General features: G+C 67.8%; 20 protein-coding genes and 1 riboswitch. Of the genes, 14 read left to right on the forward strand and 6 right to left on the reverse strand.

What is annotated here, in order from left to right:
• Positions 1 to 47: 47 nt before the first annotated feature.
• The 5 genes from JOE30_RS06385 (at position 48) to JOE30_RS06405 (ending at position 4,775) form a co-directional block, all read left to right on the forward strand.
• A complete protein-coding gene (locus JOE30_RS06385) occupies positions 48 to 2,072 on the forward strand; it encodes a CocE/NonD family hydrolase (protein ID WP_204869847.1) in 2,025 nt (674 codons plus the stop codon).
• Positions 2,073 to 2,142: 70 nt separating this feature from the next.
• The gene (locus JOE30_RS06390; RefSeq protein WP_204869848.1) at positions 2,143 to 2,301 is read left to right on the forward strand and encodes a hypothetical protein; all 159 of its coding nucleotides are present in this window, start codon (positions 2,143 to 2,145) and stop codon (positions 2,299 to 2,301) included.
• 99 nt (positions 2,302 to 2,400) lie between these two features.
• Positions 2,401 to 2,568: a hypothetical protein gene (locus JOE30_RS06395; protein ID WP_204869849.1), complete on the forward strand. Its 168-nt coding sequence runs from the start codon at positions 2,401 to 2,403 to the stop codon at positions 2,566 to 2,568.
• A gap of 29 nt (positions 2,569 to 2,597) precedes the next feature.
• A riboswitch (adenosylcobalamin (AdoCbl) riboswitch) is annotated at positions 2,598 to 2,687 on the forward strand.
• A gap of 52 nt (positions 2,688 to 2,739) precedes the next feature.
• Positions 2,740 to 3,762, forward strand: a complete 1,023-nt coding sequence (locus tag JOE30_RS06400) for an ABC transporter substrate-binding protein (protein ID WP_204869850.1) — start codon at positions 2,740 to 2,742, stop codon at positions 3,760 to 3,762.
• The gene (locus JOE30_RS06405; protein ID WP_204869851.1) at positions 3,759 to 4,775 is read left to right on the forward strand and encodes an iron ABC transporter permease; all 1,017 of its coding nucleotides are present in this window, start codon (positions 3,759 to 3,761) and stop codon (positions 4,773 to 4,775) included. Before JOE30_RS06400 ends, JOE30_RS06405 begins: the two co-directional genes overlap by 4 nt.
• A gap of 37 nt (positions 4,776 to 4,812) precedes the next feature.
• On the opposite strand, the gene JOE30_RS06410 is transcribed toward JOE30_RS06405, so the two are convergent.
• Together JOE30_RS06410 and JOE30_RS06415 are read right to left on the reverse strand one after the other, a co-directional pair.
• Positions 4,813 to 5,688 carry a type IV toxin-antitoxin system AbiEi family antitoxin domain-containing protein gene (locus JOE30_RS06410; protein WP_204869852.1) on the reverse strand — a complete coding sequence of 292 codons (876 nt, stop codon included), beginning with the start codon at positions 5,686 to 5,688 and terminating at the stop codon, positions 4,813 to 4,815.
• Between the two features lie 87 nt (positions 5,689 to 5,775).
• Entirely contained in the window at positions 5,776 to 6,417 is a 642-nt protein-coding gene (locus tag JOE30_RS06415) for a class I SAM-dependent methyltransferase (protein ID WP_204869853.1), read from the reverse strand.
• 96 nt (positions 6,418 to 6,513) lie between these two features.
• Here JOE30_RS06415 and JOE30_RS06420 point away from each other — a divergent pair, with 96 nt between their 5' ends.
• On the forward strand, positions 6,514 to 7,695 hold the full coding sequence (locus JOE30_RS06420) for an RtcB family protein (RefSeq protein WP_204869854.1): 1,182 nt from the start codon (positions 6,514 to 6,516) through the stop codon (positions 7,693 to 7,695).
• A 37-nt stretch (positions 7,696 to 7,732) separates the two neighbouring features.
• On the opposite strand, the gene JOE30_RS06425 is transcribed toward JOE30_RS06420, so the two are convergent.
• Positions 7,733 to 8,536 (reverse strand): SDR family oxidoreductase, encoded by an 804-nt coding sequence (locus JOE30_RS06425; protein WP_204869855.1) that lies wholly within the window; start codon positions 8,534 to 8,536, stop codon positions 7,733 to 7,735.
• A gap of 17 nt (positions 8,537 to 8,553) precedes the next feature.
• The gene (locus tag JOE30_RS06430; RefSeq protein WP_239533459.1) at positions 8,554 to 10,227 is read right to left on the reverse strand and encodes a bifunctional diguanylate cyclase/phosphodiesterase; all 1,674 of its coding nucleotides are present in this window, start codon (positions 10,225 to 10,227) and stop codon (positions 8,554 to 8,556) included.
• Positions 10,228 to 10,617: 390 nt separating this feature from the next.
• On the opposite strand from JOE30_RS06430, the gene JOE30_RS06435 reads away from it, so the two are divergent.
• Genes JOE30_RS06435 through JOE30_RS06445 form a run of 3 tightly spaced genes read left to right on the forward strand, consistent with a single transcriptional unit; the run spans position 10,618 to position 13,962 of the window.
• Positions 10,618 to 11,589, forward strand: coding sequence for a diiron oxygenase (locus JOE30_RS06435; protein WP_042576018.1), 972 nt, complete (start codon positions 10,618 to 10,620; stop codon positions 11,587 to 11,589).
• 4 nt (positions 11,590 to 11,593) lie between these two features.
• A complete protein-coding gene (locus tag JOE30_RS06440; protein ID WP_204869857.1) occupies positions 11,594 to 13,246 on the forward strand; it encodes an FAD-dependent oxidoreductase in 1,653 nt (550 codons plus the stop codon).
• Between the two features lie 14 nt (positions 13,247 to 13,260).
• The gene (locus JOE30_RS06445) at positions 13,261 to 13,962 is read left to right on the forward strand and encodes a TetR/AcrR family transcriptional regulator (protein WP_204869858.1); all 702 of its coding nucleotides are present in this window, start codon (positions 13,261 to 13,263) and stop codon (positions 13,960 to 13,962) included.
• 55 nt (positions 13,963 to 14,017) lie between these two features.
• Here the strand turns inward: JOE30_RS06445 and JOE30_RS06450 are convergent, their stop codons facing one another.
• Positions 14,018 to 14,374 (reverse strand): SRPBCC domain-containing protein, encoded by a 357-nt coding sequence (locus JOE30_RS06450; protein WP_204869859.1) that lies wholly within the window; start codon positions 14,372 to 14,374, stop codon positions 14,018 to 14,020.
• Positions 14,375 to 14,449: 75 nt separating this feature from the next.
• Here JOE30_RS06450 and JOE30_RS06455 point away from each other — a divergent pair, with 75 nt between their 5' ends.
• From JOE30_RS06455 to JOE30_RS06465, 3 genes are all read left to right on the forward strand, one after another.
• Positions 14,450 to 14,953 (forward strand): hypothetical protein, encoded by a 504-nt coding sequence (locus tag JOE30_RS06455; protein ID WP_204869860.1) that lies wholly within the window; start codon positions 14,450 to 14,452, stop codon positions 14,951 to 14,953.
• A 1-nt stretch (position 14,954) separates the two neighbouring features.
• Complete coding sequence (locus JOE30_RS06460; protein WP_209993094.1) at positions 14,955 to 15,593, forward strand: DUF6226 family protein; 639 nt, start codon at positions 14,955 to 14,957, stop codon at positions 15,591 to 15,593.
• Positions 15,594 to 15,667: 74 nt separating this feature from the next.
• On the forward strand, positions 15,668 to 16,507 hold the full coding sequence (locus JOE30_RS06465; RefSeq protein ID WP_204869862.1) for a DUF72 domain-containing protein: 840 nt from the start codon (positions 15,668 to 15,670) through the stop codon (positions 16,505 to 16,507).
• Here the strand turns inward: JOE30_RS06465 and JOE30_RS06470 are convergent.
• Positions 16,474 to 17,913 (reverse strand): HNH endonuclease signature motif containing protein, encoded by a 1,440-nt coding sequence (locus JOE30_RS06470; protein ID WP_204869863.1) that lies wholly within the window; start codon positions 17,911 to 17,913, stop codon positions 16,474 to 16,476. The genes JOE30_RS06465 and JOE30_RS06470 overlap by 34 nt on opposite strands.
• Positions 17,914 to 18,395: 482 nt before the next feature.
• On the opposite strand from JOE30_RS06470, the gene JOE30_RS06475 reads away from it, so the two are divergent.
• Both JOE30_RS06475 and JOE30_RS06480 read left to right on the forward strand, forming a co-directional pair.
• Positions 18,396 to 18,566, forward strand: coding sequence for a hypothetical protein (locus tag JOE30_RS06475; RefSeq protein WP_204869864.1), 171 nt, complete (start codon positions 18,396 to 18,398; stop codon positions 18,564 to 18,566).
• Positions 18,567 to 18,598: 32 nt separating this feature from the next.
• A complete protein-coding gene (locus JOE30_RS06480) occupies positions 18,599 to 18,790 on the forward strand; it encodes a hypothetical protein (RefSeq protein WP_204869865.1) in 192 nt (63 codons plus the stop codon).
• Positions 18,791 to 18,793 lie beyond the last annotated feature (3 nt).

The following is an 18,793-nucleotide window of genomic DNA, read 5'->3' on the forward strand; positions in this document are numbered from 1 at the left end:
CCGGTAGGTTAGTGGCGCCCATCACAGGGGAGGGTGCCGATCAGAGCATGGGGGCTCGTGTGCGGCGTCGTTCCACGGTCATCTCGGGCGTTCTCGTCGCCCTCCTCGTCGCATCCGGTGCCGCGGTGCCGGCCACGGCGGATCCCACCGGCGGCGCGGACGCCGTCGCCTGGACCGCCGCGGCCGATGCGCCGCCGCATTACCCGCGGGTGGCCATCGATTGGGACGTTCCCATCACGATGAGTGACGGAACGGTGTTGCAGGCCAACATCTACCGGCCCGCCGATGCGTCCGGTCGCCCGGTGGAGACCGATCTGCCGACGGTCCTGAACATCACGCCGTACACCAAGCTCGTGGGCAACCTGATCGACTCGATCCAGCAGATTCCCGGAGTGAGCGAGCCGGTGCTCGACTTCCTGGCGAGCCTGAACTTCGCGGGTACGCCGTTCGACGGCATCACCGATCTGACGCAGGCGGTCGACGGCGGTGGCCTGCGTATCTTCGCCGTCAACCGGAACCTGGTCCAGAACGGCTACGCCCAGGTGGTCGTCGACGCCCGCGGAACCGGGTTCTCTCAGGGCTCATGGGACGTGTTGGGTCCACGCGAGCAACAGGATTCGGCGGAGATCATCGACTGGACGTCCCGGCAGTCCTGGTCGGACGGTCAGGTCGGCATGTCCGGCATCTCGTACTCTGCCATCAACTCCGTGCAGGCCGCGGCGCTGCGTCCGCCGGCGCTGAAAGCCATCTTCCCGGTCGAGCCCGGCAACGACCTGCTGCGCGACATCGTGGGCACCGGCGGCGCGCTGGGTGTCGGGTTCATGCCGCTGTGGCTCACGTTGGTCAACGTCCTGAAGTTCGTCCCGAACGTGCAGTCGATTCTGCAGGGGCAGTTCGACACTCGGTGGCTCGCCGATCGGCTGCAGGATCCGGCGATCCTCATTCCGGAACTGGCGAACGCCTTCACGGCACCGACCATCGCCGACATCCGGCCCGAGACACTCGGTGTCGCGCAGGACGGCGAGTTCTACGCGGACCGCTCGGCGGATCTGTCGCAGATCGAGGTGCCCACCATGGTCTACGGCGGCTGGCACGACATCTTCACCAACAGCGAGCCGCGCATCTACAACGACATCCCGGTCGAGCCCGGCCGCAAGCAGCTGATCATGGGCGACGGGTACCACGTCAATCCCGGTGCGGGCTTCGGACGCCCGGGCAACCCGCCGCGACTCGACGCGCTCGAGCGTGCGTGGTTCGATCACTGGCTGAAGGGCGTCGACAACGGTGTCGAGAAGTACGGGCCCGTGACGCTGTTCCAGCAGGGTGGCGGGTGGACCACCACCGATCAGTTCCCCCGTGCCGGAGCGCAGTCGCAGCGCACGTATCTCTCCGCCGCGCCCAGCGGCACCGCCGGGCACAGCCTCCACGACGGCACGCTGTCCGCGACGCCGACGGCCGACACCGCTCGTCTCACCGTCGCGCCGGGCCTGCGCGGGGTCTGTTCCCGCGACGCCGCTGTCGGTACTGCGGGTGCGGCGGCGATCCTGGGGTCCGTGTGCACGAAGGACTCCCGGTTCACCGAGGCCGAAGCCCTGACGTTCACCAGTGCGCCGGCCGAGAAGCCCACCCAGATCTCGGGTGCCACCAACCTGCATCTGAACACGGTGCTGGACCGGCCGGACGGCTTCTGGGCCGCGACGATGAACGACGTCGCGCCGGACGGTACTTCCACTCCGATCAGCCACGGCGCTCTCACCGCGTCGCTGCGCCGGATCGACGAGACGAAGAGCACCCGCTCGCTCAACGGCGACTACATCGACGCGAAGCCGGCTCTCACGCTCGCGAGTCGGCAGCCGCTCGTGCCGGGAGTTCCGACGACGGTGGACATCAACCTGCTGCCGACCGACGCCGTCATCGCGCCGGGCCATCGCATCCGCATCGACGTCTACGCCGCCAGCGTGCCGCGCTACCTGCCGCTGGGGCCGATGCTCGTCGACTCCGCGCTGGCGCCCCAGCACGTGCAACTCGACCCCGCGAACCCCAGCTTCGTGAACATTCCGTATGTGAACTGAGCGGATACCGTGACCGTTTCGCGTCCTCACACGCGGTTCGGTCGCCGGTATCAGTGGAACACTTCGTGACATGTGGTGGTTCATCATCGGCTTCGTGGCCGTCTGGATGGTGGTGTCGGTCGTTCTCGGCGTCCGAGTCGGCCATGCCATTCATGTGGCCGACGTCGAGGAGGATGTCGAGCACGCACACGACGTCGACGGTGACGCGCCACTCGCTCCCACCAGGTGATCGGTACCGAGATCGGATCGTGACCGAGCACGGCAATCCTCGCGAACCGCCGCGACGAAAACTCGTCGTGACGACACTGCACCACCTCGGAGCCCGCTCGTGACCACGGGCTGGATCCTCGTCGTCGGCATCGTGATCGCGTGGCTACTCGTCGCGATCCTCATCGGTGTCTGGATCGGCCGCGCCGTCCGCAAGGCGGAGCGCGACGAGCACGACGCACGTCGGCAGGAATCGACTCCCGAACAGCACCGAGACTCGGCGGCCTGACGACCGAGCGTTAGAGTGACCCTCGAACAGTCGTTCAGCAAGGGAACCCGGTGTGATTCCGGGACTGGCGCGCAACGGTGACGAGCTCCGGCTCGAAGTCCGATCGCTTGCTGTCCGACACCACCCTCGAAGCTCCGCGCACGGGCTCCCAGCAGGACGGCACAACCGAACATGACCCCACGCCTCGCGATCGCCGCTGTCGTCACGACAGTCGGCCTCCTCGCCACAGGATGCTCCACCGGCCCGACCACGACGGCTGCGGCCGAGGCCGGAAGCAACTATCCCGTCACCCTCGAGAACTGCGGCCGCACCGTCACCATCGACGCGCCGCCGCAGCGCGCCGTCTCCCTCAATCAGAGCTCCACCGAGATTCTGCTGTCCCTCGGGCTGGCCGATCGGATGGTCGGTACCGCCACCTGGACCGATCCGGTACGGGCCGACCTCGCGGATGCCAACGCGACGGTGCCTCGGCTGGCGGACAACAAGCCCTCGCTCGAGGTGGTGCTCGACACCGAGCCCGATCTGGTCACCGCGTCGTTCGGTGGAACGCTGGGAGAGGGTGGAGTCGCGGACCGCGACCGGTTCGACGCCCTCGGCGTCCCGACGTACCTGTCGCCGACCGACTGCATCGGAAAGTCGGCCACCAGCGTGAACGCCGACGGCGCTCGCGACGAGCCGCTGAGCATCGAGACGGTGTTCCAGGAGGTGCACGATCTCGCGGCGATCTTCGACGTTCGCGATCGCGGGGATGCCCTGGTCGACGAGTTGCGGGCGCGCTACGACGCAGCATCGACATCGGTGTCCGATGCATCGCTCGCCTACTGGTTCGCCGACACCACGGCTCCGTACATGGCCGGCTGCTGCGGAGCGTCGGGTGTCATCTCGAACGCGGTGGGTGTGCGCAACGTCTTCGCGGACACGAAGGACGAATGGCCGCAGGTGAGTTGGGAGAGTGTCGCCGATCGCAACCCCTCCGCGCTCGTGCTGGCCGACCTCAGCCGGCGCAGCATCGACGGTGACGCGCTCGCGAGCAAGATCGCGTTCCTCGAGAGCAACCCGGTGACGAGTCGGATGCAGGCCGTGATCGACAAGCGCTACATCGTCGTGAACGGTGCCGACCTCAATCCGTCGATCCGGACCGTCGACGGCATCGAGAAAGTGTCTGCGGCACTGCGGGAGTGGTCGAACGGGTGAGGGTGCGACCGGTACTGGCGGTCGCCGCCACGCTGCTGGCGGTCGTCGCGTCGGTGGCCGCGTCCATCGCACTGGGCCCGGCGAACGTCACGGTGCCCGACGTGGTGGCCGTCGTCGTCGCGCATCTCGGTGGCCCGCCGGCGGATGTCAGCCGCATCCAGGACGGCATCGTCTGGGAATTGCGTCTTCCCCGTGCACTTCTCGCGGCGATCTCCGGGTGCGGCCTGGCGCTGTGTGGCGCGATCATGCAGTCGCTGCTGCGTAACCGGTTGGCGGACCCGTTCGTTCTGGGGATCTCGTCCGGTGCCTCGACGGGCGCCGTGTCGGTGGCGGTGCTCGGTGTGGGTGCGGGCGCACTGTCGCTGTCGACCGGCGCCTTCGTCGGCGCTCTCGTGTCCTTCGTCCTGGTGATGATGCTGGCCACCGGAGCGGGCGGCGGGACAGGGCCGGTGATTCTGGCGGGAGTGGCGGGGACGCAGTTGTTCTCGGCCCTCACCTCGTTCATCGTGCTGTCCTCTGCCGATGCGGAACAGACGCGCGGAGTGCTGTTCTGGTTGCTGGGCTCGCTCGCCGGTGCGGGGTGGAGCGATGTCGCGGTGTGTGCCGGTGCCGTGGGGATCGGGGCGGTGGCGTGCGTGGTGGCGGCGCCGTCGCTCGACGCGGTCACGCTGGGATCGGACACGGCGCGCGCACTCGGGGTCTCGTTGCTCCGCCTGTCCGTCGTCCTGCTCGGTGTCACTGCGCTGATGACCGCGACCATCGTGGCGTCGGCGGGAGCCATCGGATTCGTCGGGCTGGTCATCCCGCACGCCGCCCGCATCCTCGTCGGCACCGCCCATCACCGCGTGCTGCCGGTGTCCATGGCGATCGGCGCCGTGTTCATGGTGTGGGCGGACACCCTGGCGCGCAGCGTCTTCGCACCGCAGGAGATCCCGGTGGGGGTCGTGACAGCGCTGGTGGGTGTGCCGGCGTTCGCGATCATCCTGCTGCGGAGCCGGCGCGGGGTTCGATAGTGGAATGTGGACCCCGGATTCCGGGGCGCAGATTCCACTATCGACGGAGCGCCCGACGCACCTCGGCGATCACGGCATCGGGCTCCCGGATCAGCCGGTGGTACGTGAAACGGAGCACCGTCCAGCCGTCGTTCACGAGCGCGTTCTGACGCACCGCGTCGTGCGCCATACGCTCGGCCGTCCGGTGATACGCCCAGCCGTCGATCTCGATCGCCACCCGTCGGTCGACGAAGGCCACGTCGATCACGTAGCCGCAGGACCGCACGGCGCACTCCCATCCCGTGATACGAAAGGTGCGCAGCAACCGCAGGAAGATCCGCTCCGCCTCGGACTCGCCGCCGGTCGACGCGTGCACGAGCATCGCCGCGGCACGAGGGCTGCCGATTCGTCCGGGGTTGCGAGCGTGGGCACTCTGCAGCCGGTCCAGTGACGTGCGGGTCTGCAGTGCTCGGTCGAGGAATTGGGTTCCGTCGCCGGGTCGTGCCTCCTCCAGGATCACCGCGGTCTCGAGCACCGTCAGAGCGAGGCCGGTGACGCGGAGATCACGAGCCACCGCCACGTCGACCGCGGGAACATCGCGTCGTCGCACGGTGACCGACCGGTCGCGGTAGCGCCGACCACGCGGAATGGTCACCCAGGAGTGGGCGGGCGGTCGCTCGAGCAGGCCCAGCCACCACGCGGCGGTGGGCCCACTCGCCAGTGCTCCGCGACCGCATCGGAGTACCGCGATGCGCACCATTGCCTGCTGGGTGACCGGTTGACCTGCCGGCATGTAGATTCCCGATGCCATGCGGGTCCAGCGTCCCGCGGACACGCGGCGTTCGAGCGCGGTGGACGACAACCCGAGTGCGAGGGCCTGCGCCCGGCTGATGACACCGTCGTGCCGGCCCGCGAATCTGTCCAGTTCGTCCACGCACTGTTGGACGGCCGGGGGCTCACCGGGGATCCCCGCAGGAACGGTGGAATCGAGACCCCGGATTCCGGGGTCTGACTTCCACGATCAACACCCCCGCGGCGGCGGCTCCACGAGGTGGTCCCGTGCTCGCGCGACGACGAACGCCTGCGCCGCCGTTTCCGGGCCGTGGGCGGATCGCACAGCGTCCCGGTGCAGCACGTACCCGCTGTCGATGAGCAGCGACTGCACCTCGTCGACGTCGTGGCGGAGGTAGTCGAGGTGCACGTCCCGCCCGAACGCGGTGCGGAGCTCGCGAGTGGGCGCCGCGGTCTGGAACGCCAGCAGTAGCCAGCCGTCCGGGACGGTGACGCGGCGGAACTCGGCGAACAGAGCGGGCAGATCAGCGGTGGGGGTGTGCACGATCGAGTACCAGGCGCACACGCCGTGCACAGAACGGTCGGCCAGGGGGAGCGCGGTCATGTCGCCCACCACCCACGAGGCCGGGCCCGATGCTGCGGCGATCATGCCTTTCGACGCGTCGAGGCCCAGGACGTCGAGGCCCGCACCGGCGAGCTCGCGTGCCGCCTGGCCGGGCCCGCACCCGGCGTCGAGCACCGTCGTGCCGCGCGAGGACCGCACCGAGCGAGCGAACGACGACAGGAATCCGCGGTCGAAGGGGCGCGAGCCGAGCTCGTCGGCGAAGGCTGCCGCGTAGTCCGGGGCGATCGCGTCGTACTCCGAGTGCATGCGGGACAGCGTAATTGCTTGGCCCCGATATTAACTGGCACCGAGGTACCCACACCTCGTACCGTGATTCCCTCACCGACAACGAAGGAGATCACCATGCCACCGACAGGCGCGGGAACGCGGCTGCTCAACTGGGCCTCGGCTATCGAGGACGCCACGTTGGAGCAGGCGCGTCGCACCGCGGCCATGCCGTTCATCCACCCCCACGTCGCCCTGATGCCCGATGCGCACCCCGGAATGGGAAGCGCTGTGGGCACGGTCATTCCGACGCTGCGAGCGGTCATCCCCGCCGCGGTCGGCGTCGACATCGGGTGCGGGATGATCGGCGTCGAGACCACGCTGAGCCACAGCGACATCGCCGATCTCGACCTGGCGCAGCTGCGTCAGGACGTCGAGCGCGTCATCCCCCTCTCGCCCGGAAACTACAACGGGCACCTCGACCGGTTCGAGTTCACCGCGGCCAAGATCGCGGAGCTCGAGGAACTGGCCGCGAAGAGCGGGGTGGACCTGTCGCACTCGCCGAAGTGGCGTCAGCAGCTGGGGTCTCTCGGTGGCGGTAACCACTTCATCGAGCTGTGTCTCGACGAGCGGGACCGGGTGTGGCTGTTCCTGCACTCGGGTTCGCGAGGGGTGGGCAACAAGATCGCCAAGAAGCACATCGCCGTCGCGCAGAAGATGTGCGAGAAGTGGTGGATCCAGCTGCCCGACCGTGACCTCGCGTACCTCGCGCAGGGCACGCCCGAGTTCGATCGGTACATTGCGGATCTGACGTGGGCGCAGCGGTTCGCGTACCTCAACCGGGCGGAGATGATGGATCGGTTCCTGCACCAGTTCGTGCATCGGGCCGGTACCGACACGAGTGTCGAGTCGGATCGAATCAACTGCCACCACAATTACACCCGGCCGGAGAAGCACGCCGGCAAGGATGTGTGGCTCACCCGTAAGGGTGCGGTCCACGCGGCCGAGGGTGTGCGGGCCATCATTCCGGGCAGCATGGGCACGCGGTCGTACGTCGTCGAGGGCAAGGGCAGCGCGAGCGGTCTGCACTCGGCTCCGCACGGTGCGGGTCGGCGGTTCTCGCGGGCCGAGGCACGTAAGCGCTACACGCAGGACGATCTGCGTGAGCGGATGGTGGGGATCGAGTACCGGGACTCGGCCGAGTTCATCGACGAGATCCCCGATGCCTACAAGTCCATCGACGTGGTGATGGAGGATGCTCGCGATCTGGTCACGGTGCTCCACGAGCTCCGCCAGATCATGAACGTCAAGGGCACCTGACGACCCCGATGGCCCTGCGGTGCAGGGCCATCGGGCATCACACGCTTCGCCAGGCGTCGTCCTTCACGAACTGGACGGCCTGCGGCCCCATCAAGGCCATGCCGCCGTCCACGACGAGTGAGGCGCCCGTCATGTACGACGACGTCGGGCCGGCGAGGAACGCGACGACGGAGGCGATCTCGCGTGCGTCGCCAGTACGTCCGAGCGGGACACCCGGCCGGGGGTTGTTCTCGTCGGTCTGACCCGTCATCGGTGTCGAGATCTCGCCCGGTGCAACGGAGTTCACCGTGATGCCGTACTGCGCGAGTTCGATCGCCATCACCTGCGTGAGTCCGCCGAGACCGGCCTTCGCGGCGCAGTACGGTGCCGCCCCGACCTTGGGCAGGTGTTCGTGCACGCTGGTGACGTTGACGATGCGCCCGCCGCGACCCTGCTCCACCATCAGCCGTGCCGCGTGCTGCCCGCACAGGAATGCGCCGTCGACGTCCACCGACAGCACCGTGCGCCACGAGTCGTAGTCCAGGTCGAGGAACGAGGTGGCGGTGCCCGTGCCGGAGCAGTTCACCAACACGTCGACCCCGCCGAGCTCACTGGCCAGCGAATCGACGGCGAACGGGGCGCCCGGAAGGTCGGTCAGATCCATGTGCGCGCTGAACCCGCTGCGCCCGAGCGCGCGGATCTCCCCGACCGTGGCCTCGGCGCCCTCGCGGTCGCGGTTGTAGGTCACCCCGACGTCGAGGCCGCCGCCGGCCAACGCGACGGCCACCGCGCGGCCGATACCGGAGTCGCCGCCGGTCACGACGGCGGTGCGGGGAACGAAGTCGGAACCTGGTGTCGTCATGGCGACGCAGTACCCGCTCAGAGGGCGTTCATGCCGTCCTGCCGGCTCAGGATCGGAGTGGAGGTGGGGCGTCCCAGTAGGAACCCCTGCACCATGTCGGCACCGAGGCTGCGCGCCGACTCCAGCTCCTGCGGCGTCTCGATGCCCTCGTACACGCATTCCGCTCCGATGGCGGCCGCGAAGGTGGTGAGGGCGCTGGCGGCGGCGCGGCGCATGGGGTCGGTGTCGATGCCGCGGACGATCGAGGCGTCGAGCTTGAGGACGTCGGGCTTGATCTCGACGAGCTGACGTAGACCGGAGTAGCCGGCCCCGACGTCGTCGACGGAGATGGACAGGCCCTCCTCGCGCAGATGATCGAGGGCGGCGCCCAGTGCGGTGTAGTCGCTGACCAGGTCGTGCTCGGTGATCTCGACGACGACGCGTCGGCACTCGGAGGCCTGGTCGAGGATCGGCACCAGGTCGGTGGCGACGATGGTGGTCGCCGAGACGTTGACGGCGAGGAAGACGTCGGTCGGGAGGTCTCGCGACGCCGCGACAGCGCGTCGGACAGCAGCGAGCTCCAGGGGGATCTGCAAGCCGTCGGCGGCCGCGTCGAGGAACCAGCTCTGGGTGGTGCCGTGCCCGGAAGGGAAGCGGGACAACGCTTCGTAGCCCATGACGCGACCCGTCGACACCGACAGCACGGGTTGGAAGACGATGGCGGGCCCGCCGTCGGCGATCAGCTCGGCGATGTGGTGGTTGCTGCGCGGAGCCACGGCGTCGCCGTACTGCAGGAACGCGGCGGCGGTGAGGGTCTTGCCGAGCGCGACGGTCACGGTGGTGCGGTAGTCGACCGGCACGGTGGAACTGGTGCACGTCATGCTGACTGTGGCGCTGCGCAGGCGGGTCGACTCCACCAGTGTGCGTGCCGCGGCGAGCCGCTCGGCCACGTCGTCCGCGGAACCGAGCCAGACGCAGGCGAATTCGCCCGGTTGGGTCCGGGCGACGATGGCGTCGGGAAACGCGTTCGTGAGCAGAGTCGAGGTCTCGGCGACCAGGTCGTGGCTCGTGGCTCGGCCGAGGCGTCGCTCGATCTGCACGAAGTCTCGGAGATGGACGACGGCCGCACCCAGAGTCTGTTCGACTCCGCGGGGGACATCGAATCGGGCGACGGCGCCGTCGAGGCCGCGACGGTTGAGCAGGCCGCTGACGCTGTCGCGTCGACTGTTCTCGAGCTTGTCGGTGAGGACGTCGACGTGCATCTTCAGCAGGATCGGCACGATGATCGCGGTGAGCAGGGTGAGCGCACGCGAGAGAACGAGCCAGCCGGAGACACCGTCCTGTACCGAGAGCACGGACAGCACGACGAGGATCGCCGCGGCGAAGCCCAGCTGAGCCCCCAGGAGTCGACCGGAGACGTACGCACCCGCGAACAACGACACCAGCATCAGCAGCACGACGCCGGGAAGGGCGTCGAACGGCGACCGGGAGGCGAACAGAACGACGGTGATGCCGATGTCGGCGTAGACGACGAAAGGGATCGAGTAGCGGAGGTTGCGCCCGTGGAGGTAGACGAGCAACGCGGACGGAAGAGTGGTCAGTGCCGCCACCGCGACGATGACGAAGGACGTTCTGTCGAACTGCGGCGACAGTCCCCAGGTGATCCCGGCCAGGCCCACGACGATGACCAGCGTCAACACGACGAGACGCATCGCGGGCACGCTCGGATACTCGAGGCGGGCCGCGGCGTGGTCAGCGGTCGGGATCGGACGTACGGGCAACACACACTCTCGTTCGTCGTGCCGCGTCGGCCCCGACGAACGAGGCGGCAATCAACTGAAGGACACGTCGAGTCTCAGATGTGGAACTGCGGGATATTCGGAGCTGCGGTTTGCAAGGACGGGCAAACGGTACCCGATGATCGAAGAATAGGTGTCGAGTGAATGCAACAACCGGAAATGGTCGGTTTTCGATCACGATGACAACGTTCGTTGTACCAATTCGCGACGGCTCACTGCTTGCGTGGTACACCGAGTTGCAGTAACTTTTACTGCAACAGCCTGTCGCACCAAGTCGGCCCGGCACTCACGGAGGTTCACGCCATGACGATCACATCCGACACGCGCTCCGAGTACGAGCAGACGCTGCGCACCCTGTCCGAAGCGTCCGTTCACCAGCACTTCGATGCCTTCCTCGACATCCCCTGGGACGATCCGCACTACGCGATCGTGGCCGACGATCCCCGCTGGGTGCTCCCGGCAGCCGATCCGCTGGGCAACACCGACTGGTACCGGTCGCTCCCTCTCGATCGCCAGATCGCGGTCGGCATGTACCGGCAGGCCAACATCCTGAAGGTGGGTCTGCAGTTCGAGCAGGTGCTCATCGCCGGCATCATGAACTACGCGCTACGGCTCCCCAACGGCTCGCCGGAGTTCCGCTACTCCACGCACGAGGCGACGGAGGAGTGCCACCACACCCAGATGTTCCAGGAGCTGGTGAACCGTATCGGTGTCGCCGTTCCGGGTGGCCCGAAGTGGTTCCGCAAGGCCGGCCCGCTGCTTCCGCTCTTCGCGGGACCGTTGCCGTTCGGCTTCTTCGTCGGAGTGCTGGCCGGTGAGGAGCCCATCGACCACGCGCAGAAGTCGATCCTGCGCGCCGGTGAGTCGCAGCACCCGTTGATGACGCGCATCATGCAGATCCACGTCGCCGAGGAAGCGCGGCACATCGGATTCGCGCACCAGTACCTGGAACACCGCGCGCCGAAGCTGTCGCGACGTCAGCGATTCGCGATGTCGATCGCGACGCCGATCATCATGCGCGTGCTGTGCGACGTCATCATGAAGCCGAGCAAGCAGGTGCAGCGCGAGCTGGGGATTCCGCGCGAGGTGGTGCGCGAGGTGTGGTGGGACAACGACGCCTCCGCGAAGACGTTGCGCGACATGTTCGGTGACGTCCGCAAGCTGTCCGAGGACATGGGGCTGATGAACCGCGTCTCGAAGCGTCTGTGGACGAGTCTGCGTATCGACGGGCGCCCCTCGCGGTTCCGCAGCGAACCCGCCTCCGCCGCGGCCTGATTCGATGCCCCACGTCGTCACCGGGACGTGCTGCGCCGACGCGTCCTGCGTCCTCGCGTGCCCGGTCAACTGCATCCACCCCGCGCCCGGCGAGCCCGGGTTCGGGACCACCGACATGCTGTTCATCGATCCGGCGACGTGCGTGGGGTGCAGTGCCTGTGTGACGGCGTGCCCGGTGGGCGCGATCGTTCCCGACACGAAGCTGACCATCGAGACCGCTCCGTACGCCGCCCTCAACGCCGAGTACTTCGAGCGGTCTCCCCATGCCGACCGCACACCGCTGGCTCTCGTTCCGCCGCAACGACGGCTGCGCCGCGGCGGCCCGTTCCGGGTCGCGGTCATCGGTGCCGGTCCCGCCGGGCTGTACACCGCGGACGAGCTGCTCAAACATCCCGAGGTGGCGTCGGTCGACGTCTACGACAAGCTCCACACTCCGCACGGCCTGGTGCGGCACGGCGTCGCTCCCGACCATGCGACCACCAAGAAGGTCACCGACCTCTTCGAGGCGATCGAGAACGAGCCGGGCTTCCGGTACGTGCTGGGCGCCGAGGTGGGGACGACTGTGTCTGTGGCGCAACTACAGTCGGTCTATCACGCCGTGGTGTTCGCCGTCGGCGCCTCGTCTGACCGCACGCTCGGAATCCCTGGTGAGAGCCTGACGGGTTCGGTGGCGGCCACCGACGTCGTCGGGTGGTACAACGGCCATCCCGACCATCGAGACGCCGCCGTCACGCTCGATCACGAGCGCGCCGTCGTGGTCGGCAACGGCAACGTCGCCCTCGACGTCGCGCGCATGCTCACCCGCGACACCGAATGGCTCTCGGAGAGAACGGACATCGCGCCGCACGCTCTCGACCAGCTCAGGAATTCGCGGATCCGCGAGGTGCAGATCCTCGGCCGACGCGGACCGGCCGACGCGGCCTTCACCGTGCCCGAGCTGATGGGTCTCGCGGCGCTCACCGATGTGGACGTCGTCGTCGAGGCGGATCCCGCGCAGTTGCAGGGTGACGATCAGCGGAGTCGTCTGCTCGCGGAGCTGGCTGCTCGGCCGAGATCGACAGACGCCACGCGCCGCCGCATCGTGCTCACGTTCGCGGTGTCGCCGGTGGAGATCCTGGGCCAGGACGGCCGGGTGACCGGCGTCCGCGTCGCTCGGAACGACCTCGTCGAGGGCGCAGACGGTGCCGTCGTCGCCGTCCCGACGTCCGACGAGTACGTCCTCGACGCCGGCCTGGTGGTGCGGTCGGTCGGCTTCCGCGGCGTCGGTCTGCCCGGGCTCCCGTTCGACGAGCGCACGGGCACCGTGCCGAACAATCGCGGGCGGGTGGCGCCGGGTGTGTTCGTCGTCGGGTGGATCAAGCGCGGTCCACGCGGCTTCATCGGCACGAACAAGACCTGCGCGCAGGAGACGGTGGAGGCGGTGCTCGACCACCTGGACTCCGACATCACCGAGCCGCACCACACACCCGACGAGCTGATCGCGGCGACGATCCCGCGGGCGGGTGACCTGGCGGCATGGCGCCGGCTGGATGCGGAGGAGCTCGCTCTCGGTCGACGCAACGGTCGGCCGCGCGTGAAGATCGTCGATCGGCTCGACCAGGAGGCCGTCGCGGCACGTGTCGAGGTCAGGGCGCCGCGGAGACTGCTGCGTACGTGAGATGCTTCGGTGCGATGAGCACCGAGCGCACCACCTCCGGCGACGGCCGGAGGCGACGGTGGGAGCAGCACAATGCCGACCGTCGTCGTCAGGTGATCGCCGCTGCCCTCGACGTGCTGGAACGGGGCGTGCACCCGGGGGAGTGGGTCACGGCCCAGCAGATCGCCGACGAGGCGCGCATCCACCGCACCGGCATCTACCGCTACTTCGCCGACCGAGCCGATCTCGACGTCGCCATCCAGCGCACCATCTGCGAGCAACTGGAACACACCCTCACTGCATCGGTGACGCTCGAGGGTCTGCCGCGATCGGTGGTGCAACGGGTGGTCGACTCCTACGTGCGCTGGGTCGTGGCCCACCCCACCTGGACGTACGTCATCGAGCAGAACGTCACCGGCTCGTCGGAGTCGCCGCTGCAGAGCACGATCGCCCGCGTCGCCGAGAAGATCGAGGTGGCCGTCGGCGGCTTCCTCGCCCTCGTCGACGCCGACCTGGGCGACGACGACCTGCGCCTGGTCGGACCGTGGGTGTCGAGCCTCATCTCCGGCTGCGTCGGCGCCGTGAGAACGTGGCGCGCACAGAAGGATTCGGTCGATCTCGACACCTTCGCCGCCTTCCTCGCCGACACCATCTGGTTGCAGATCACGGGCCTCGGCGCGTCGCGGGGGATCACGATCCCGAACGTGCCGCTGGAGAGGGTGCTGGACGGTTCCTGATCCCTGGAGTCAGGGTGACGGCCTGCTCGGACGCTCCCATCCACTGCACGGTCGGTCACTGCCCGTAGGTGAATCGAAGGTTGGCGTTGATCAATCTGTCGATGCGCTTGCGCAAGCTCCGAACGACGTCGTCGTCAGGGCGCGGTGGGTCGAGGAGCAATGTCCAACGGAGATTCGTCCCTGCGCCGTCGTCCGTCAGGTCGAATCGAATGAGAGCACTGGGTCTCGCCGGCCAGAGCGACGACCACACGACCAGTGACGGCGGCTCGGACTCGATGACACGCGGAAGCATCTCGTCGTCGAGCAGGCGCAACCACGGCCGTATGGTCTCGCGTCCGGGATTGACGAGATCGTCGAAAACCACATGAGGGGGCGGTGGCTGGTTCTTCCGCCGGGTCACGACCTCGTCCATGTACCGAACCGTACGGTGTCGACGGCATCATGAAAAACAGTTTTCGAGCACCGGAATTCTTGTCACACTGGACCGATGTGGGGCCCCGATCTCGAATACGTCGACGAGTGGACGTTGCCGTTGCTCCCCGACTCCGGAATGGGTGCGCCCACCCAGATGGTCGACGCGTGTTTCGCGGTGGGGTCGGACCTGCACTGGCGCCGGTCCGGTGCGCACCTGGACCTCGACCGACTTCGGTGGACCCTCTCGCTGCACGAGACGGGTGTCGTCGGACTCGGCGTGAACTCCAGCGGCCCTCGCCCACGCAGCAAGGCGAGCAACGTCGACGAGAGGACGCTCGGGATCGCGCGGTACTCGGTCGACCTGCACATGGATCTGTCCTTCGCGGAGGCGACCGTCGTCATCGCGGACATCGTGCAAACCGAACTCGCGGGGTACCCGCCGTGGGTCGAATGGCCCGTCGAGGAGAAGCGTCTGCTGTGGCCGACGGTCGTCGACGGCACAGCAGTATGGCGCGATCCCCGCACCGACCGGGCAGTGGCGCCGATCGGACTGCTCGCAGCGAGAGAGGATGACTGACGTGACTTCGTACGTACGCCCGACGATCGACGAGCAGGTGTTCCGTGACTCCGACGGCCGGGTCATCGACTACGGAAACCTGTGGTCCGACTCTCCGCCGGAGAGTGCCTATTCCGTGACCGAACACCCGGAACGCTATGCCCCACTTCATGTGATCGCGGATGCCCTCATCGAGCACCTACGCGAGACCTACGACGTCGAGATCGACGAGGGTCCGGAGACGGTGGCGGACTTGATTCGTCCGAATCGTGACGTGGTTCGGGGAGTCCGCATTCGGCCGAACGCGTCCGCGTGCGCACCTCTGACACTGGTGTTCACCCCTTACCCGGGTATCGCGGTGCACGCTGGTCTGCTGCACGATTTCTACTTCCCGAGCTGCGGGTGCGACGCGTGCGACTCGACATGGCAGGACGAAGCCGACGGCCTCGAGCGTCAGGTGTTCGCGGTCGTGAACGGCAACTATCGAGAGAGTGTGAAGCGCGGGCTCCGTCCGATGGTCGGGTACTCATTCACCTTTCCCGACGGCGCGAGCTCGGGGCGGACTGGTTCCGGCGGTATCCCCGCAGCGCGTCTCGACGCTGCGGATCCCATTCTCCGTGCACTGCCTGACGGCTGGGCCGCCTGGCCATCGCGACCGTGATCGCACCAGCCCCATGGTTCGCAGCCCGGTGTGCGGGTATCTGCTGACGGAGGTCGAGAGGACGGAGGTGGCCGATGGAGCTGCGCATCGGCATCTCCGGCTGGCGGTATGCGGGCTGGCGGGGCGACTTCTACCCCGCAGGGCTGGCGCAGCGCCGTGAGCTCGAGTACGCCTCCCGTGCACTGACCTCCATCGAGATCAACGGCTCGTTCTACTCGTTGCAACGGCCGTCGAGCTATCAACGCTGGCGTGCGGAGACACCCGAGGGCTTCGTGTTCGCGGTGAAGGGGCCGCGCTTCGTCACGCACATGAAGAAGCTGGTCGGGGTGGACGCCGCCCTGGGCAACTTCTTCGCGTCGGGTGTTCTCGCGCTGGGCCCGCGGCTCGGCCCGATCCTGTGGCAGCTGCCGGCCACGTTCCGTTTCGACGCCACCAGGTTGGCCGATTTCTTCGCGCTGCTGCCGCGGTCGACGACGGAGGCCGCTCGGCTGGGGGAGAAGCACGACGACAAGCTCGCAGACGATCGCGTGTTCCTGGATGTCGACGAGGACCGCCCGTTGCGCCACTGCCTCGAGGTGCGGCACCCGAGCTTCGACTCACCCGAGGCGTACGAGCTCATGCGGGCACAGGGCATCGGGTGCGTCGTCGCCGACTCGGCCGGGAAGTTCCCGATGCTCACCGAGGTGACCAGCGACGTGGTCTACGTCCGGTTACACGGCGACACGGAGCTGTACACGAGTGGGTACTCCGACGAGGCGCTCGGCCGGTGGGCCGAGCGCATCGGTGAGTGGCGCGCTGCGAAGCGAGACGTGTACGTCTACTTCGACAACGACGCGAAAGGCTTCGCACCGTGGGATGCGTTGCGGCTCAGCGAGATGACTCATGCCGCTGGCTCGTCGTCCTCCCACAGATAGTCCTGTGGGTGGTGATAGTGGTTCACCCGGCCCGTCCTCGACGGGTCGATGAGGGCAGGCGGGTGCCACAGAGTGCGCCCGGCGTAGGGATGGCCTGGTGGCGCTGTGGTGGTGGACCATCCGAGTGCCCCGTCGTGGACCATCGGATGGTGCATGTCGCACACGAAGGTGAGCGACTCGATGTCGGTGGGCCCGCCGTCCTGCCACTCGTGGATGTGGTGCGCCTGCGTGGCGACGGCGGGGCGATCGCATCCCGGTGCGGTGCACCCGCGATCGGTGGCCATGAGGACGAGGCGCTGGTCCTCACTGGCGATGCGGCGGGTGCGGCCGAAGTGCAGGGGCCTGCCGTCGTCGTCGCCGAACACCGCGAGGTAGTGGTCGGCGTGCGACCCCATCCGGATGACATCGCGGATCGGCATGGTGGAACCCGTTGCGGTGGTGGCCAGCCCGGTGCCCCGGACCAGATCCTCGAGACGAGCGACGATGATGACCTTGACCGGGACACCGCGATGCTTGCCGAGATCGTCGGAGGCCAGTGTGTCGCGCAGCAGTAGTTTCAGGGCATCGTGTCGGCGTTGCGGTGTGGTCCGGGTGTCGCGTGCGCGCGTCTCGTCGTCCGGTTGGACTCCGACGACGGGCGCGCGTGTGTCCTCGGGATTGCCCACTCCGGGCGCCGCGTACTTGCTGTTGTAAGCGTCGAAGCACGCCGCGGTCTCGGCATCGAGGACGAACCTCCCGCTGCGCGTGCCGTCACTGGCCTGCTTGTCCAGGAAGATGCCGCGCTTGCGTGCGCGCTCCGGCGGGAGCTCGAACTCGCCTTCCTCGACGATGTGCGCCGTGATGCGCTCGGCGAGCGCCGCGAGCTCTGCGGGACGCACCTCGCGCGCCGCGTCGGCCAGGTGGCGCTCCGCGTGGGCGCGGGTGTCGGCATCCACGGCGGCGGGGAGGTTCTTGTCGAACTTCCGGATGACCGCGACGTGGGCCGAGTCGATGGCGCCGTCGCGCAGCGCCGCGGCGGTGGCGGGCAGCTCCGGTTCCATGACGTCGCCGAGCAAGGTTGTCCTGTTGCCGAGCTGGGCGGCCACGGACAGTCGCGCGACGGCCGCTGCGCGGTCGATGGTGAGGAGTTGAGCCAGTGCATCGGCGTTGTGCGCTCCGGTCTCCTCGAAGCCGCGCTGCTGGACGAGCTCGGCCAACCACACGTGCGCCTGCGCCTGCCGCGCCCGCGTCACCCTCTCGTCCCGCACCAGAAGGGCGAGACGGTCCGAGGTACCGATGTGCTGAGTCTCGTAGGCCGCGATGCGACGCGTCAGCTCTTCTTGCGTGGCGACGAGCTGAGCGAGAACGGGGTCGCTGATGGAGCCGTCGTCACGACGACCGTCCCCTGCGTTTCCCCCCGAAAACATGCCTCACGGTACCTCGACCCACCGACAGAAATCGAACATGCGTTCGAATTGCCTACATGCGCGCAATCGGGTCGAGCTCAGAGGAGGCCGTGGCTGATGCAGAGAAACAGCAACACCAGGAAAGCGACGAAGCTGACACCGACGGATCCAACTTGTCCCAGCGTCGGTTTATCGGGCGCAACAATGCGCGAACGTCGTTTGACCATGCGAAAAGTATGCTTATCCGCTGTTTCGGCTGCAAGTCGCCCTGCAACCCCCGTCCGACTCGCCTTCGGCATCGAAGCATTCGAGACGTCGCCTGAGCGGCCCGACCGGACGGAAGCGTCGCACACCCCGTCCTCCGATCGAATGACAGGCACTGCGGTGCGGACCGCGTACCGAAGACGCCCGTGGTGGCGCTTCGAACCCCGCCGAGAAACGTTCTCAATGGTTTCATTGCCATTTCTGGTCACATTTCCGGGTTTCGGTGTCACACTCGTGCCATGTGGTGGATCGTCTACGGCATCGGCGCCGTCTGGGTTGTCGCAGCCCTGGTCACCGGGGTCGTCATGGGCCGTGCCATTCGCAATGCGGACATAGAGGACGGGGCTCGCATTCTGCGCGAGGAGACGCCTCTGAACCGAATTATCCGGACGCCCGTCACGCTCGAGTAGCGGCGCGCAGAACGGTGTCGTAATTTCCACCAATGGCGACTTCAGCGGAAACCCGGCGCAGACTCGACGTGTTCTTGTTCGTCGTGGCGGCCGCGCTCTCCTTCACGGCGATCTACGACCTCGCGCAAGGTGAACGTGCCACGAGTGTGTGGATAGCGGTGATCTGTTGGCCCATCGTCGCGGTGGCCACCTGCTGGCGATTGTTCGGCCCGCAGCGCGCGTAGCCG

Origin of the sequence: Rhodococcus sp. PvP016, from assembly GCF_017832185.1 — a bacterium.
GTDB lineage: Bacteria > Actinomycetota > Actinomycetes > Mycobacteriales > Mycobacteriaceae > Rhodococcoides.